Annotated in this window: 13 protein-coding genes; all 13 read right to left on the minus strand. The window is 33.8% G+C overall.

Annotated elements, in window-relative coordinates; all coding sequences use genetic code 11:
- Position 1: 1 nt before the first annotated feature.
- The 13 genes from LWP20_RS07630 to tviB all read right to left on the minus strand — a co-directional run bounded on the left by LWP20_RS07630 (position 2) and on the right by tviB (position 13,398).
- A complete protein-coding gene (locus tag LWP20_RS07630) occupies positions 2 to 778 on the minus strand; it encodes a methionyl-tRNA formyltransferase (protein ID WP_242927530.1) in 777 nt (258 codons plus the stop codon).
- Positions 775 to 1,137, minus strand: coding sequence for a hypothetical protein (locus tag LWP20_RS07635; protein WP_242927531.1), 363 nt, complete (start codon positions 1,135 to 1,137; stop codon positions 775 to 777). The genes LWP20_RS07630 and LWP20_RS07635 overlap by 4 nt, the downstream gene beginning before the upstream one ends.
- Positions 1,130 to 1,738, minus strand: a complete 609-nt coding sequence (locus LWP20_RS07640; RefSeq protein WP_242927532.1) for a sugar transferase — start codon at positions 1,736 to 1,738, stop codon at positions 1,130 to 1,132. Before LWP20_RS07640 ends, LWP20_RS07635 begins: the two co-directional genes overlap by 8 nt.
- Positions 1,728 to 2,927, minus strand: coding sequence for a glycosyltransferase family 4 protein (locus LWP20_RS07645; RefSeq protein ID WP_242927533.1), 1,200 nt, complete (start codon positions 2,925 to 2,927; stop codon positions 1,728 to 1,730). The genes LWP20_RS07640 and LWP20_RS07645 overlap by 11 nt, the downstream gene beginning before the upstream one ends.
- A 15-nt stretch (positions 2,928 to 2,942) precedes the next feature.
- Positions 2,943 to 4,115, minus strand: a complete 1,173-nt coding sequence (locus LWP20_RS07650; protein ID WP_242927534.1) for a glycosyltransferase — start codon at positions 4,113 to 4,115, stop codon at positions 2,943 to 2,945.
- Positions 4,112 to 4,705 carry an acyltransferase gene (locus tag LWP20_RS07655; protein ID WP_242927535.1) on the minus strand — a complete coding sequence of 198 codons (594 nt, stop codon included), beginning with the start codon at positions 4,703 to 4,705 and terminating at the stop codon, positions 4,112 to 4,114. Before LWP20_RS07655 ends, LWP20_RS07650 begins: the two co-directional genes overlap by 4 nt.
- Complete coding sequence (locus tag LWP20_RS07660) at positions 4,680 to 5,807, minus strand: glycosyltransferase (protein ID WP_242927536.1); 1,128 nt, start codon at positions 5,805 to 5,807, stop codon at positions 4,680 to 4,682. The genes LWP20_RS07655 and LWP20_RS07660 overlap by 26 nt, the downstream gene beginning before the upstream one ends.
- Positions 5,800 to 7,218: a hypothetical protein gene (locus LWP20_RS07665; protein WP_242927537.1), complete on the minus strand. Its 1,419-nt coding sequence runs from the start codon at positions 7,216 to 7,218 to the stop codon at positions 5,800 to 5,802. Before LWP20_RS07665 ends, LWP20_RS07660 begins: the two co-directional genes overlap by 8 nt.
- A 17-nt stretch (positions 7,219 to 7,235) precedes the next feature.
- Positions 7,236 to 7,754, minus strand: coding sequence for an acyltransferase (locus LWP20_RS07670; protein WP_242927538.1), 519 nt, complete (start codon positions 7,752 to 7,754; stop codon positions 7,236 to 7,238).
- Positions 7,732 to 9,561, minus strand: a complete 1,830-nt coding sequence (gene asnB / locus LWP20_RS07675; protein WP_242927539.1) for an asparagine synthase (glutamine-hydrolyzing) — start codon at positions 9,559 to 9,561, stop codon at positions 7,732 to 7,734. Before asnB ends, LWP20_RS07670 begins: the two co-directional genes overlap by 23 nt.
- A 78-nt stretch (positions 9,562 to 9,639) precedes the next feature.
- Positions 9,640 to 10,896 carry a lipopolysaccharide biosynthesis protein gene (locus LWP20_RS07680; protein ID WP_242927540.1) on the minus strand — a complete coding sequence of 419 codons (1,257 nt, stop codon included), beginning with the start codon at positions 10,894 to 10,896 and terminating at the stop codon, positions 9,640 to 9,642.
- 21 nt (positions 10,897 to 10,917) lie between these two features.
- Positions 10,918 to 11,898, minus strand: a complete 981-nt coding sequence (locus LWP20_RS07685; protein ID WP_242927541.1) for an SDR family oxidoreductase — start codon at positions 11,896 to 11,898, stop codon at positions 10,918 to 10,920.
- 195 nt (positions 11,899 to 12,093) lie between these two features.
- The gene (tviB, locus tag LWP20_RS07690; protein WP_262914553.1) at positions 12,094 to 13,398 is read right to left on the minus strand and encodes a Vi polysaccharide biosynthesis UDP-N-acetylglucosamine C-6 dehydrogenase TviB; all 1,305 of its coding nucleotides are present in this window, start codon (positions 13,396 to 13,398) and stop codon (positions 12,094 to 12,096) included.
- Positions 13,399 to 13,415: the final 17 nt, after the last annotated feature.

The raw sequence follows: 13,415 nt of genomic DNA on the forward strand, positions 1-13,415 counted from the left end.
TTTATTTTGCTATATTCTTTTCTTCAGTAATCTGAATCTGTACTCTGTACTTTTTCCCGTTCTTCTCGAAATAAGCCGCCTCTGCCAAAGAGTTCGTTGTTAAGGCTCTTAATTTTTTAAGCAACTCTCCCGCTTTATACTCTTCTTCAAGATTTATCTCCTGAACCTCAGGCTTAAAAAGATCTTTCCGGTTATGAGATGTACCAAGACTTAGATTTTGCACCTGACCGTTTGGTTCTAGCTTTATAATAGATGGAAAAGCTTCTTTAAAAACATCTAATTCCAAGTCCTTAAGCCTTCTATATAAACTATTTGCTGTATCATTTGGCAGTACATCTAATTGTTTCTGATGTATTATGTCACCAGCATCTAGTTCTTCAGACATAAAATGTAAAGTTGCTCCGATTGGAGTTCCTTCTAATATGGCCCATGTAGGTGTATGCCACCCCCTGTTATAGGGCAGATAAGCCGGATGCAGATTGAGAAAGCCAATTTTAGGTATATTAAGAACTTCTTTCCGAATAATATAAGGAAAATGAATACCTATTATATAATCAGGCTGCAACTCTTCAAAAAGAGCAATAGCCCCCGGAGCCTTAAAATCTACTCCTCTAAAGATTAGCTCCTGTGGTAATCTACTTAACGAAATAAGTTCCTCTGCATGTGAAGCTCTGTCCTCTCCTGAAACTAATAGTGCTGCTGGTTCATAGCCTTGCTGCATTAGATAACTAAGAACACTTAATGCTATATCACGGTCACCTGCAAAAATATACTTCATACTTTAATTCTATTGTAGGCATTTAAAAAAGACTCTTTTGCTTCTTTAGGAAAGGGTAAGCTATTCGGAAACCTTTCAAAAACAAATATAGTGGAAAGAGAAGGATTTAATTCCTGTACGAGTTCATCAAACTGAGCCATCCATACATCATAATGGGCTATAAGCTGTAAGGCATGTACACTTTGCTCATCATCAAAGATTCCTAAGCTTGTTTCAAGCTGCTGATAGATTCTATCATTTGCCTTTCTAATACAAGAAGCGTAGAGGAAGATCTTCTCTCTTAGATAGCTTGCATAGGCATTGTCAGCCCTCTTAAACTGATAATACAGCTCTTTTAAAACGATAGAATTATCACTCATGATTTCCGGTAAAGTACTGCACAGTTGCCTGGCCCTCTTGGCTGATTCCTTCTGATTTAAAGACTTTAATTATAGTTAATAATACAATCTTTAAATCTAATAACAGACTGCAGTTATTAACATACCATACATCGTACTCAAACTTCCTGCTCCAGCTTATAGTATTTCTGCCATTAACTTGTGCCCATCCTGTTATACCAGGCCTTACCTCATGCCTTCTGCTTTGCTCTTCGTTGTATAGCGGTAGGTACTCTACAAGCAAAGGCCGTGGCCCAACTAAGCTCATATCTCCCTTGATAACATTTAGTAGCTGTGGTATTTCATCTAGAGATGTCTTACGCACAAATTTACCGATAACTGTAAGTCTTTTACCATCAGGCAACAGATTCCCATTGGCATCTTTCAAGTCGTTCATGGTTTTAAACTTTATAACCTTGAAAATTCTACTATTTTTACCTGGTCGTGCTTGTAAAAAAAATGGCTTTCCATGATTTGCAATTGCCAAACATATGGTAACAACTATAAAAATGGGCAGAGCAACAACAAATGCTGTAGAGGAAAGAGTAATATCAATGAGCGGCTTTATAAAGCTACGATACATAAAGATGTTTTTTCTGTTCTTGTACCTGAACCTCTTTAGTTAGACTCCTGTACTCTTTTAAGAGTTGCTGCCACAAATATTGCTGATCATAACGAGATACTATCATCTGTCTGCTTATACTTGCCATCCGTATCAACGTAGATTCATCTTTTATTAGAAACTCTAAAGCCTTTTCTAATGCTTTCGCATCCTTAGCTGGCACAATTAAACCGTTCAAACCATGCTCAATTATTTCATTGCAGCCATTTATATCACTTACAACGCATGGCACACCCATAGCTCCTGCCTGCATCACCACATTAGGAAAACCTTCTCTATAACTAGGTAAAATAAAAATGTCGCTTATTGCCAAGAATGGCCTGACATCTTCCTGATAATCTGTAAAGCATATATTTGGATTATGTAAGATAGCTCTTTCGGTTTGTTCATGAAGAGCATCTAACTCACGTTCAAAAGGACCTACAATTACTAATTTCAGGTTATGATGTTTGCTAATAAGGTTTATAAAAGACTCTACTAATTCGTTTACTCCTTTATCTGTCACAACCCGACCAACAAAACACAATACCTTATCAGTTGAGCTTATTTTCAGTTCAGCTTTGAGCTTCTCCTTAGCTGTATTATCAATAGTGGATGGAGCAAAATGGTTAGTATCTATGCCATTAGAACTTCCGTTACCTATTACACCAAGTTTACCAGGAGAGCACAAATCGTTCTCTAACATGATCTCCATCATCTTATAAGAATTAGAATAGACATTACAAGCACAAGCACTTGTAAGCCGTTCAGTTAGTACTAAGATTTTCCGCTTAATACCATCAGCTTCTAATAATGGTAAGCCTGCCACAGTATGCATACGAACAGGAACTCTTGCCAGCCATGCCGCCAACATCCCTATCAAACCTGCTTTAGGGGTATGTGTATGTACAATTTGGGGCTTCTCCTTTTTAAATAACAGGTAAAGCTTTGCTAGTGATACGAGATCACTAATAGGAGACACTATTCGTGTCATATTTATTCCTACAACTCTAATGCTCTGCTCATCAGATACTCTTCTAAGAAGCTCACCTTGAGAAGCCACCCCAATTACCTCATAATGGCTATTCATAAACTTAAGTTGTTTACCAAGTAGTTTATGTAAAGAAAGAGGAACAGTAGTGACTCTTACTAATTTTGGTTTGGGTAACATAAAGAAAATGGCAAGTTAAGCTAATTTAAGACTTAGATCTTTAAGAATAGATTGGTAAAAATTATCTCTCTTCTCATCTAATTTTTCCTTTTGAAATGGTCTTATCAATTCAATACTTCTAAGAGATTGTCTGTATAGTATTTCCCTATCACAAATGACTCTATTGATTTGTTCCGATAATCTCCTGAAGTCTTTTGCATCATGTAAAAATTCATCATCAACTATATCGGGTATACCGCCGACTTTAGATCCCAATACAGGACACCCAACACTCATTGCTTCTAATAAAGCTCTTGGCATTCCCTCAGTTAATGATGGTTGTACATATAAACTAAGGGTTGATAAAAAATCAAAAATTTCTTTCCCAGACTCTTTAGGACCTATAAATTTTATATTTGATGATAACTTTAATTTATTTGCCAAATCAATTATCCAAGCATGATCTCCCTTGCCTACAAAATATAACTCTATTTGGTCTCTCGCAGATTTGTCAATAAGTGATATTGCTTTTAACAGTACATCTTGACCTTTATATTTTGCATCAAACCCACCTATTAACCCAATCTTTACTTTTTGCTGCAAGAAGCGTTCTTTGACAATATCATTATATTCAAATGTTCTTGTTATGACAACATCTGAAATTGATGCATTAACACCATTAGTTGGATAATCTATCTGTAGCTTTTTCTGTGTAACATAAGACACGTAACTAGCTCTACTAACTATCCACCTATTAATAAATTCAAAAATTGAGCTGATAATTTTTCCTTTCAATGAGCCGTGTGTAACCATTGCTTCTTTTGCATTTCCAACTTGCTCAACAATGAATGGTTTATTGATCTTTATACATATAAAGCCTGCTATGAAGCTTAAAACACTTGGCAGTCTTATTAAAATCACATCAGCCTTCTGAACCTGCAGATTGATTTGTTTATACAATCTTCTGAAGTTAATAAAAAGGCTTAATGTTGAAGAATATCTTTCTGTTAATTCAAATACTACTGAATTATCATCAAGATTGGAAATCACTTTCTTATCTTTCTTATTTCCACTTCTTCGCGCAAAGACATGGACTTTCCTAAAATACTTTAAATAGTTTAACCAAACCTTACTAGGAAGTCCCCCCCCACTATATACTTTGTCAAGTTCTTGAAAGAACGGATGATCATGTATAAATAATAACTTCATATTTCTTTTATTAATCGGGCAGGCACTCCACCAAAAATTGCGTTAGACCTTACATCTCTATTTACGACTGCACCAGCTGCGACAATAGCTCTTGAGTTAATATTGACTCCACCTAAAATTCTGCACCCACATGCTATCCAAACATCATTATTGATAAATACACTTTTAGTAGTTACACTATTATACTTGATAGGTAAAGTGTAATCACTCCAATTATGATCAGCAGATAATATAGATGTATTATGTGCTATGGAAACATCATTCCCAATTTTGATTCCACCTGCACCATCTATATAACAGTTTGGATGTATACTCACATTGTCACCTATTTCTATAAATTCCCAGTAAATAAAATTTACATTTTTACCTACTCGTACATTATCTCCACATTTTTTTATTAAACATTTTAACAAAATATACCTCAATCCTACAAAGGGCAATTGAGAGAAAGGACTAACTAAATCCCATATAAATACATGTAATGCTTTTGGCAATGTTTTGAATCCAGCCACTAACAGATTAATCAAAAATATATTTTTTTTGAACTTCTGTCGTCCTGTTATTCTATTTGCGTTCTCTACATAACTCATCTAAAAACTCATTAAACAACTTATTTGGATTATATTTATTAATGGCCCATGCTGAGAGGTTATCTATAGTAGAATTACTTGATAGGTGATATGCTTCCAAAATTTGGCGACTATAACCTTCTACATCATTAGTGTCTAACAACTGTCTGTGCAACTCTTCTGGAACGGTCTCTTTTATAGGCTCAATATTAGATGCAATGATTGGTAGTCCTGTTATAAGAGCTTCTATTAAAGAATTAGGCTGACCTTCTGTAATGGAAGGGAAGAAAAATATATCAAAACTTTTAAGAACTCTATTTATATCAGCTCTATAACCAAGCAATAAAACCCTATGTCTTAGTATTGAATCCGAAGCAACATTTTTATTAATTAGCCTTTCTGTATTCTTACCACAAAGTATAAAATAAATATTATTATTTTCATTGCAAACTTTTTCAGCTACTTGAAGAATTGTTGAATGATTTTTAGCACTATTGACTCGCCCTGTATGACCAACAACAAAAGCTTTCTTAGGTATCCCTATTTCCTCTCTAATAATACTTTTATCTACACTCAAAATAAAGCTAGAAGCATCTATACCATTATATATTACTTTAAATTTATGTTTTTCAAAATTATAAAGGGAAGGAAAGAAGAAATGTAAAGCAGATTTAGAGTTTGAAAGAATCTTCGTAGCACTTTTGATAACAAGCCAATTCATAAGTTTGTTATAAATTAGCCTTAAAGTTGTTTCTTTAAAATGATTTTGAGAACCTCTGTAAAAGACTATTCTGTTTTTAACAGCAGCAACTCTAGCAATAAGTAGAGTTAACCCTGCAAAATTACCTGTGAAATCACAAACTGCATCAAATTGTTCGCGCTTAAAAAAAAGATAAAGAGTTTTCCAGCTAAGTATATTATAAAATCCAACAGGCAAGATAATGACGTTAACATTTTCTAACGCAGCATATTGTTGCTTGAGTTCACCTATTCTTCCACCTTTACAAATCACATATGCTTGATACTCTCCTCCGGTAAATCTTAAAAATCTCAATAGATAATTTTCTATACCACCTGCATCAAGGGCAGTAACAAAAAAAGCAAACTTTTTAACTTTACTCATATTTTATACTGAACCGCTTTATTATAAAACTATCAATCACGAGAGTCCAAACAATGGCTTTCAAAGGAGTTAAAATATTTGATCTATTTAGATAGAGTGCAACTGTAATTAAAATTAAATATACTACAACCACCCTATGTTTCTTGTTGTATAAAGCATTAAACGTTAAAAAGGAAATAAAATATCCAAAAACAATCATTATAAAAGCTGTGCCAACTATCCCCACATTTATATACAAGTCAGCAATAATTTCTGAGCCTTCACCATACTGAAAGAAGACCCCTTGACTTTGTATAGTGAAGAAATAAGATGATGAAAGATATATTATTGGCAAATTTGTTAAAGATATATAAGCACTACTACCAAACGGGACAACCCCTACAAGGTCAGAAACTATAGTTGCACCATTTAAATAAGGATGCTTTTCAGGCACAATATCTAAAGCTGAATAGAGAATTCTTACACTAGATGCTAATTCATCTGTGGGATTGAAATCCTTTTCATTGTCTTGCAAATTTTTAAATCCTTCAGAGAGTATATTTGTACTTCTCTGAGAAGCGTCTCGTGTTCTACCTTCTCGAATGATTGTAAATAAAATTGACCCTATCAAGATCAATGAGATGAGAAAGCCAAATGATACATGTTTTTGATAAATTGAATAACCACCTAATATCAAAAGTACTAATTCCATTAATGGGCCTCGATCGCCTGCTTTTAAAAACATTAAACAATAAACAAATAATAGGATAAGCAACGTTTTGTTATAAAATAAGATACTTACTATATTTTGTTTATTGAGTTTAATTCCTTTGCTGTTTATAAAAAAGTATATAATCCTTAGATATAAAATAATTCTTAAAAATAAAAAAATATAAGTCGCCCCTGCACCCCAATTTTCTGTTCCAGAATAGCTGCCACTTAAAAAATCCTTCCCAACTAAACCTATAAAAAATATCATTAAAACCCAAAGCATCGCATCTATTGCTTTTGTCTTAACATAAAAGTCTTTACTTTTTATTATTATATTAAATCTTCTTAAAAAAAGATTATATCCTATCAACCAAAGCAACAACAAAATCGAACTTAACCATGTCGCAAAATTAACTACATGTTTATTAACCCAAATAAAGCTAGGTTTTTCAGGCTCTATACCTAAGCTTGCTAGAAACGGAATTTGGAAATGAACAATTAGAAAGCCGATTAAAAATAAAACATCAAATCTTACCCACGTTTTATAGTATTTTCTAGTTGTATAGAAAAACCAGAAAACATTAACAACACAAATAATTGATAAAAATCCTACTTTTTCTTCATTAAAAACTTCATTCCTTCCGGGGGTTAAATATAGTACTACTATAAGTGATATAACTAAAAGCAAATATTTATTAAAAAGATATAATTTATTTTGCATTATTTTCTTTACAATTTTTATTTCTTCATAAATTGCTTATCTTGTAAAGCCAATAGATAATTCCGCTTTTCTACATATCCCATCATCTTTGTTCCAGTATTGAATTTAGAAAGCTTTCTCTTTAAATCTTTTACTTCTCCTACTACCCTACCAGGATTACCGACAACAACACAATTGTTTTCAATACTTCTTGTAACAATTGTACCCGCCCCAATTACAACATTATCCCCAATACTTACACCGGGCATAATCATTGAACAGTTACCAATGTAAACATTGTTACCAACTTTGATTTTCCCAAAGCAATCGAAAGAGGGATGTTCTTCTCTAAATACCCATCCACCACCATGTGTAAAAAATCGTACATCACTAGTTATCTGCACATGGTTACCAATTTCAATTAAATAAGGTTCTGATCCAAAGTACCGAGTGGCTATAGAACATTTATCTCCAATTTTTACACCAATATGCCTAGCATATTGTTCGTCTGTCCACAGAATTTTTCTATATAAATTAATTACCCTTTGCCAAATCATTTATATTAACTTTTTTATACCACTTGGCCAAAACGTACAATCGCCATATATTTATAGAATAATCATTTTTACCTAGTAAATGTTTATTTAATTGTTCCTTGAACTTTTCTATATCAAGATTTGAAACTGTTCTAAGGAACTTATCATTTAACTCTTTTAATACATCGTCTCTTAAATCTTCTCTTATCCATTTACCTAAAGGTATTGCAAATCCCTTTTTGGGTTGATTGAAAACATCTTGAGGTATGTACTCCTTCAATATATCTTTAAGTATTTTTTTCTTTGATCCTTTGTTATATCTATAATTTATTGGTAAGCTTCTAGCAAATTCTATTATTCTATAATCTAAAAATGGGCTCCTAACTTCTACTGAATAAGCCATGCTACCACGATCAACCTTTACATTGCTATCATTTTCTAACCATAATTTTATATTTAGGTCAGCAGCTCTTTGCTTTGGACTATGGGACAATTTTTTATATTGTTCATAATATTTAAGCCAACTATTATTTTTATTCTTATGAACACTGCTAAAACCAGTGAATATTTTATATGCAAGTTCATCACTATTCTTTGAGCTTAATATTTCACTAATAGTCTCTGGTCTGCCTCCAAAAATTTTGTACCATGGGATCCTCGCCAAAAACCTCCTTAACAAATGAGGCACAAACTGAATTTTTTCAAATTTATTTATTAAATCAAAATGAATATAGCCTAAAAAGCTTTCGTCTCCACCATCACCTGATAAAGCTACAGTAACATTTTCTTTCGTAACTGAGTTTAATAAAAGAGTTGGAAGAGCAGACGAATCCGCAAAAGGCTCATCAAACACTTGAAAAAATTTTGGAAGAAGCTCTAATATTTCATTCGGTCTACACTTCGTTTTTGTATGTCTACTACCAATTATTTTGCTATATTCTTCTGCAACTTTACTTTCATCATAATTTTTATCTTCAAACCCAATTGTATATGTTTGAATTGGATTATCAGATAACTTGCTAGCGAGACTGGCAACCAATGCTGAATCAATACCACCTGACAAAAAAGCTCCAATTGGCACATCAGATTGCATCCTAATTTTCACAGCATCTTTTAAAAGCTCATGTAACTCTCTCTTTGCTTCTTCATAAGAAATTGAATTTTTATGCTCAACTTTCTTAAGATTCCAATATTCTATTATATTGAAGCTCTTAGATTCTATATCTATTTCCATATAGTTTCCAGGAGACAACTTGTATACGTCCTTTAATATTGAAAATGGACTTGGTACATATCCGCAATCTAAATAGATAGATACAGCTTCGTCAGAAACTTTACTATTTTTACTTATTAATGGACCTAATTGACTACAAATCTCAAATTCACCGTCTTTCCAGTAATAATAAAATGGCTTTACACCTACCCTATCTCTTGCTGCAAAAATCTTGTGTTTTTCTATATCATAGATAGCAAAAGCAAACATTCCATTTAACTTAGCAAGGATTTGCTTTCCCCATTCCTGGTAACCTATTATCAAAACTTCTGTATCACTTTCTGTTTCAAATTGATATCCAATTTCAGATAATTCATTCCTAATATCCTTAAAATTATATATCTCCCCATTAAAGACAATACTTAGATTTTTATATCGATATGGTTGATTTGATCTAGTGTCTAAGTCTAATATTGATAATCTTAAATGCCCAAGACTAATTTTATTAATCTTTTCATAGCCTAGGTTATCAGGCCCTCTATATTCAATTAAATTTAATTTCTCGATAACTTTTGATTTTTCAAAAGGTATATTAGTTAGATATATTCCACACATACTTTGAAATTTTAACTTATTTTAAACTTATCAATTAAGCTTGAAATAAATCCATTAATCTTAATAAATTTAAAAAGGTTATTTGCTTTTACTTTCCTTATATAACTTATAAATAATTACTGTTAAGTACATCACTAGCATAAGTATTTCGTTAGTGATTATGACATAGCATATTTTGCTCAAATTTATTGTCTCATGTCCATTTATCCAGAGAAGTAGAAATAAAGTCGCGAAACCTATAATATGAATTGGTAATTTAACCCAATCAATTCTCATGCTAGTAATTGCAGTACCTATTAAATTATAGGAAAATGAAAATGCAGTTCCAATTAATATTAAAATTAAAATATCATTATATTTTGAATATGTTTCTGTATAGATAACCTTCAATATTGTGTCTCCCCAAAACAAGAATGGGATTAACAAAATAAGTCCAGCACTAAATCCAAAAACCACTAATCGAAATACTTTTAAAACAAATTCCTTATATCTTTCATTAATATAGCTATTAGCTAAACTAACTATTTGTACCTGAGCAACCGAAGAAACAACTTGTCCTCCGATATTTTTAATATACATCAATGCTCCGAATATGCTTAACTCACTTAACCCTATTTTTTTTTCAATAAACAATCTAGGATAATTAAAATAATAATTATTTAGTAGTAATGTAAAAAAAACAGGCCCACCAAGAATCAAAAAGCTTCGCCAATCATTTTTTGATAAGCTTGTAAAAGAAATTTTAGCAACAAAATTTCTTTTAATTAGCAATTTGCGTTCATAAATAATATAAAAGAGACACCAGACTAATAGATATACAATTAAAATCCCAGTTATATTTTTGATAAATATTGAGCAAATTAGAACAACTACAATGCTTGATATTCCTCTAAAAAGTTTTGAAATAGCTATCAAGTCTTGTCTACTTTCTTTATGATAAACTCCGTGTACTAAATCAATTTGTGATTCAATTACTTTGGAAAAAGCGACAACTATTATAATATTATATATTTCCCTTTTAGCAACTAGAATTAAAATAACAACTATTATTATCCCAACAATATTAGTTAAAGTTCTAAATGTCAGATATTGATTAAATCTTTGTTTTCCATTTTTATCAGTGATATAAAAGTATCTTAACTGCATATCTAATGCAGCAAAGATTGGCGTCACAAAAGCAAGTGCGTAAATAAAAGCACCAACATCATCCTCTGAATAAGTTTTAATTAATATTAAAAGGATACCATATTGACATAAAGAGTATATAGTATTACCAATAAACGCATAACCATAGCTAATTTTATCAATGAGTTTATTTTTTAATGCAAAAATCAAATCTTAACAGTTTTTGTTGTACTAGATTCCTTTGTAGAAAGTATATGTCAATTTTAAACCTTTGTTGATATCGAATTGCGGGACATACCCAAATAACATTTGCGCTTTTGTAACATCTGCTAAACTATGCTTTACATCGCCTTTCCGCTCTTCTCTATATTGAGGCTTTAAATTGATACCACCAACTTCATTTACCCTACTCCACAGCATATTTAAAGTTGTCCTTTCCCCAAAAGCAATATTCACTACTTCATGCTGTGTTATATTTACAGCTAATATTGCCTTAATATTAGCCTGAACAGCATTTTCCACAAAAGTGAAATCGCGACTAGTCTCACCATCTCCATTTATGAAAGGAGCTTCACCTTTCAAAGCTGATTCAATAAACAAAGGAATTACAGCAGCATATGGCCCTTTAGGATTTTGCTTTGGACCGAACACATTAAAGTAACGAAGTCCTATAGTATGAAAGTCGTAAGTTCTAGAGAATACATCACCATATAACTCATTAACATACTTGGTGATAGCATAAGGAGAAAGTGGCCTTCCAATTTTATCTTCTACCTTAGGTAAACCCGGATGATCGCCGTAGGTGCTGGAGCTGGCAGCGTATACCAGTCGTTTCACTCCTGCATCGCGGGCTGCCACTAACATGTTCAGGAAACCACTTACGTTTACATCGTTGCTGGTTATAGGATCATTGATAGAACGAGGCACAGAACCAAGAGCTGCCTGGTGACTTACATAATCTATTCCCTCCAATGCCTTCCTGCAAGTCTCCAGGTCTCGAATATCACCTTCTATTAATTCGAAAGCAGGGTTAGATTTAAACTCCTCTATGTTTGCATGTGAGCCAGTCGCAAAATTGTCCAGTACTCGTACTTTGCCTGCACCATATTTAAGCAGGTACTCTACTATATTAGAACCTATAAAACCGGCGCCGCCAGTAACTAAGAATCTAAATTGGCTAAGGTCTTCGGAATGATATTGGGTTTCGTACACTTCGGGGAGAATTATGAATGATGAATTAGGAATAATGAATGGGTGGTATTCAAACCACCCCTAACCCCTCCTTGTCTAAGGAGGGGAATTTATTCTGGTGTCATTTCGAATGTAATGAGAAATCTGGGAGCTGTAATTTGATTTTCAGATTTCTCACTACATTCGAAATGACAATTATTACATCTTTATGATTAATTATAGCCTTGCGTCAGCTAGTTCTTTTGGAAGTACGCCTTTTACATCGTAGATCACGGCATTTTCTTTGCAGAGCTTGCTTAGATCAAGATCTTTGAACTCATCATGAGATACTGCAAGTATAACAGCATCGCAGTTGCTAGTGCCGTTTAGCTCTTTTACCGAGTCCCAACCATACTCATGCTTCACTTCGGCAGGTTCAGCCCATGGGTCGTAAATCGTGATGTTGGTATCATAACCTTTCAGCGTTTGCAGGATATCTACAACTTTAGTGTTGCGCACATCCGGGCAGTTTTCTTTGAAGGTAACGCCCAGCACCAGGATGTTGGCTCCTTTTACCGGTATATCCTTTTTCACCATTAGTTTGATCACTTCATGTGCCACATATTCGCCCATGCCATCGTTCAGGCGGCGACCAGCCAGGATAATCTCTGGATGATAGCCTACTTCCTGCGCTTTCTGTGCCAGGTAGTAAGGGTCCACGCCAATACAGTGTCCACCAACCAGACCAGGTTTAAACTTCAGGAAGTTCCATTTGGTGCCTGCTGCCTGTAATACCTCATCTGTATCTATATCCAGGCGGTTAAAGATCTTTGCCAGCTCATTTACAAAAGCAATATTAATATCGCGCTGTGCATTCTCGATTACCTTGGCAGCCTCTGCCACCTTTATAGAAGTCGCTTTGTGCGTGCCGGCTACAATAACAGATCTATATAACTGATCTACCTTTTCAGCAGCCTCTGGCGTTGAGCCGGAAGTTATTTTCAGGATCTTGGCAACGGTGTGTTCTTTATCGCCCGGATTAATGCGCTCAGGGGAATAACCGGCAAAGAAGTCTTCATTAAACTTTAATCCAGAAACGCGCTCCAGCACAGGCACGCATTCATCTTCTGTTACGCCCGGATAAACAGTAGATTCATATACCACAATGTCGCCGCATTTCAAGACTTTGCCTACAGTTTCGCTGGCTTTGTAAAGTGGCGTCAGGTCAGGGCGATTATGTTTATCTACAGGGGTAGGTACTGTAATAATAAAGAAATTGCATCCCTGTATTTTCTCCAGTTCCGTTGTGCAATACAAGCCTTTATTTGTAGTGCAGTCCTCTGTGATCACGCTTTTCAGCAGATCTTCCGATACTTCCAGGGTATGATCCAGCCCATTATTCAGTTCCTCAACCCTTGCTTTGTTAATATCGAAGCCAAAGGTTTTAAATTTTTTGGCAAACTCAACTGCGAGTGGTAGCCCCACATAGCCTAAACCGATTACTGCAATTTTAGCGTTCTCTACTGTAGCTATACCTGACATATGATTATTATTAACTT

This window comes from Pontibacter vulgaris (genome assembly GCF_022758145.1).
Classification (GTDB): Bacteria; Bacteroidota; Bacteroidia; order Cytophagales; family Hymenobacteraceae; genus Pontibacter; species Pontibacter vulgaris.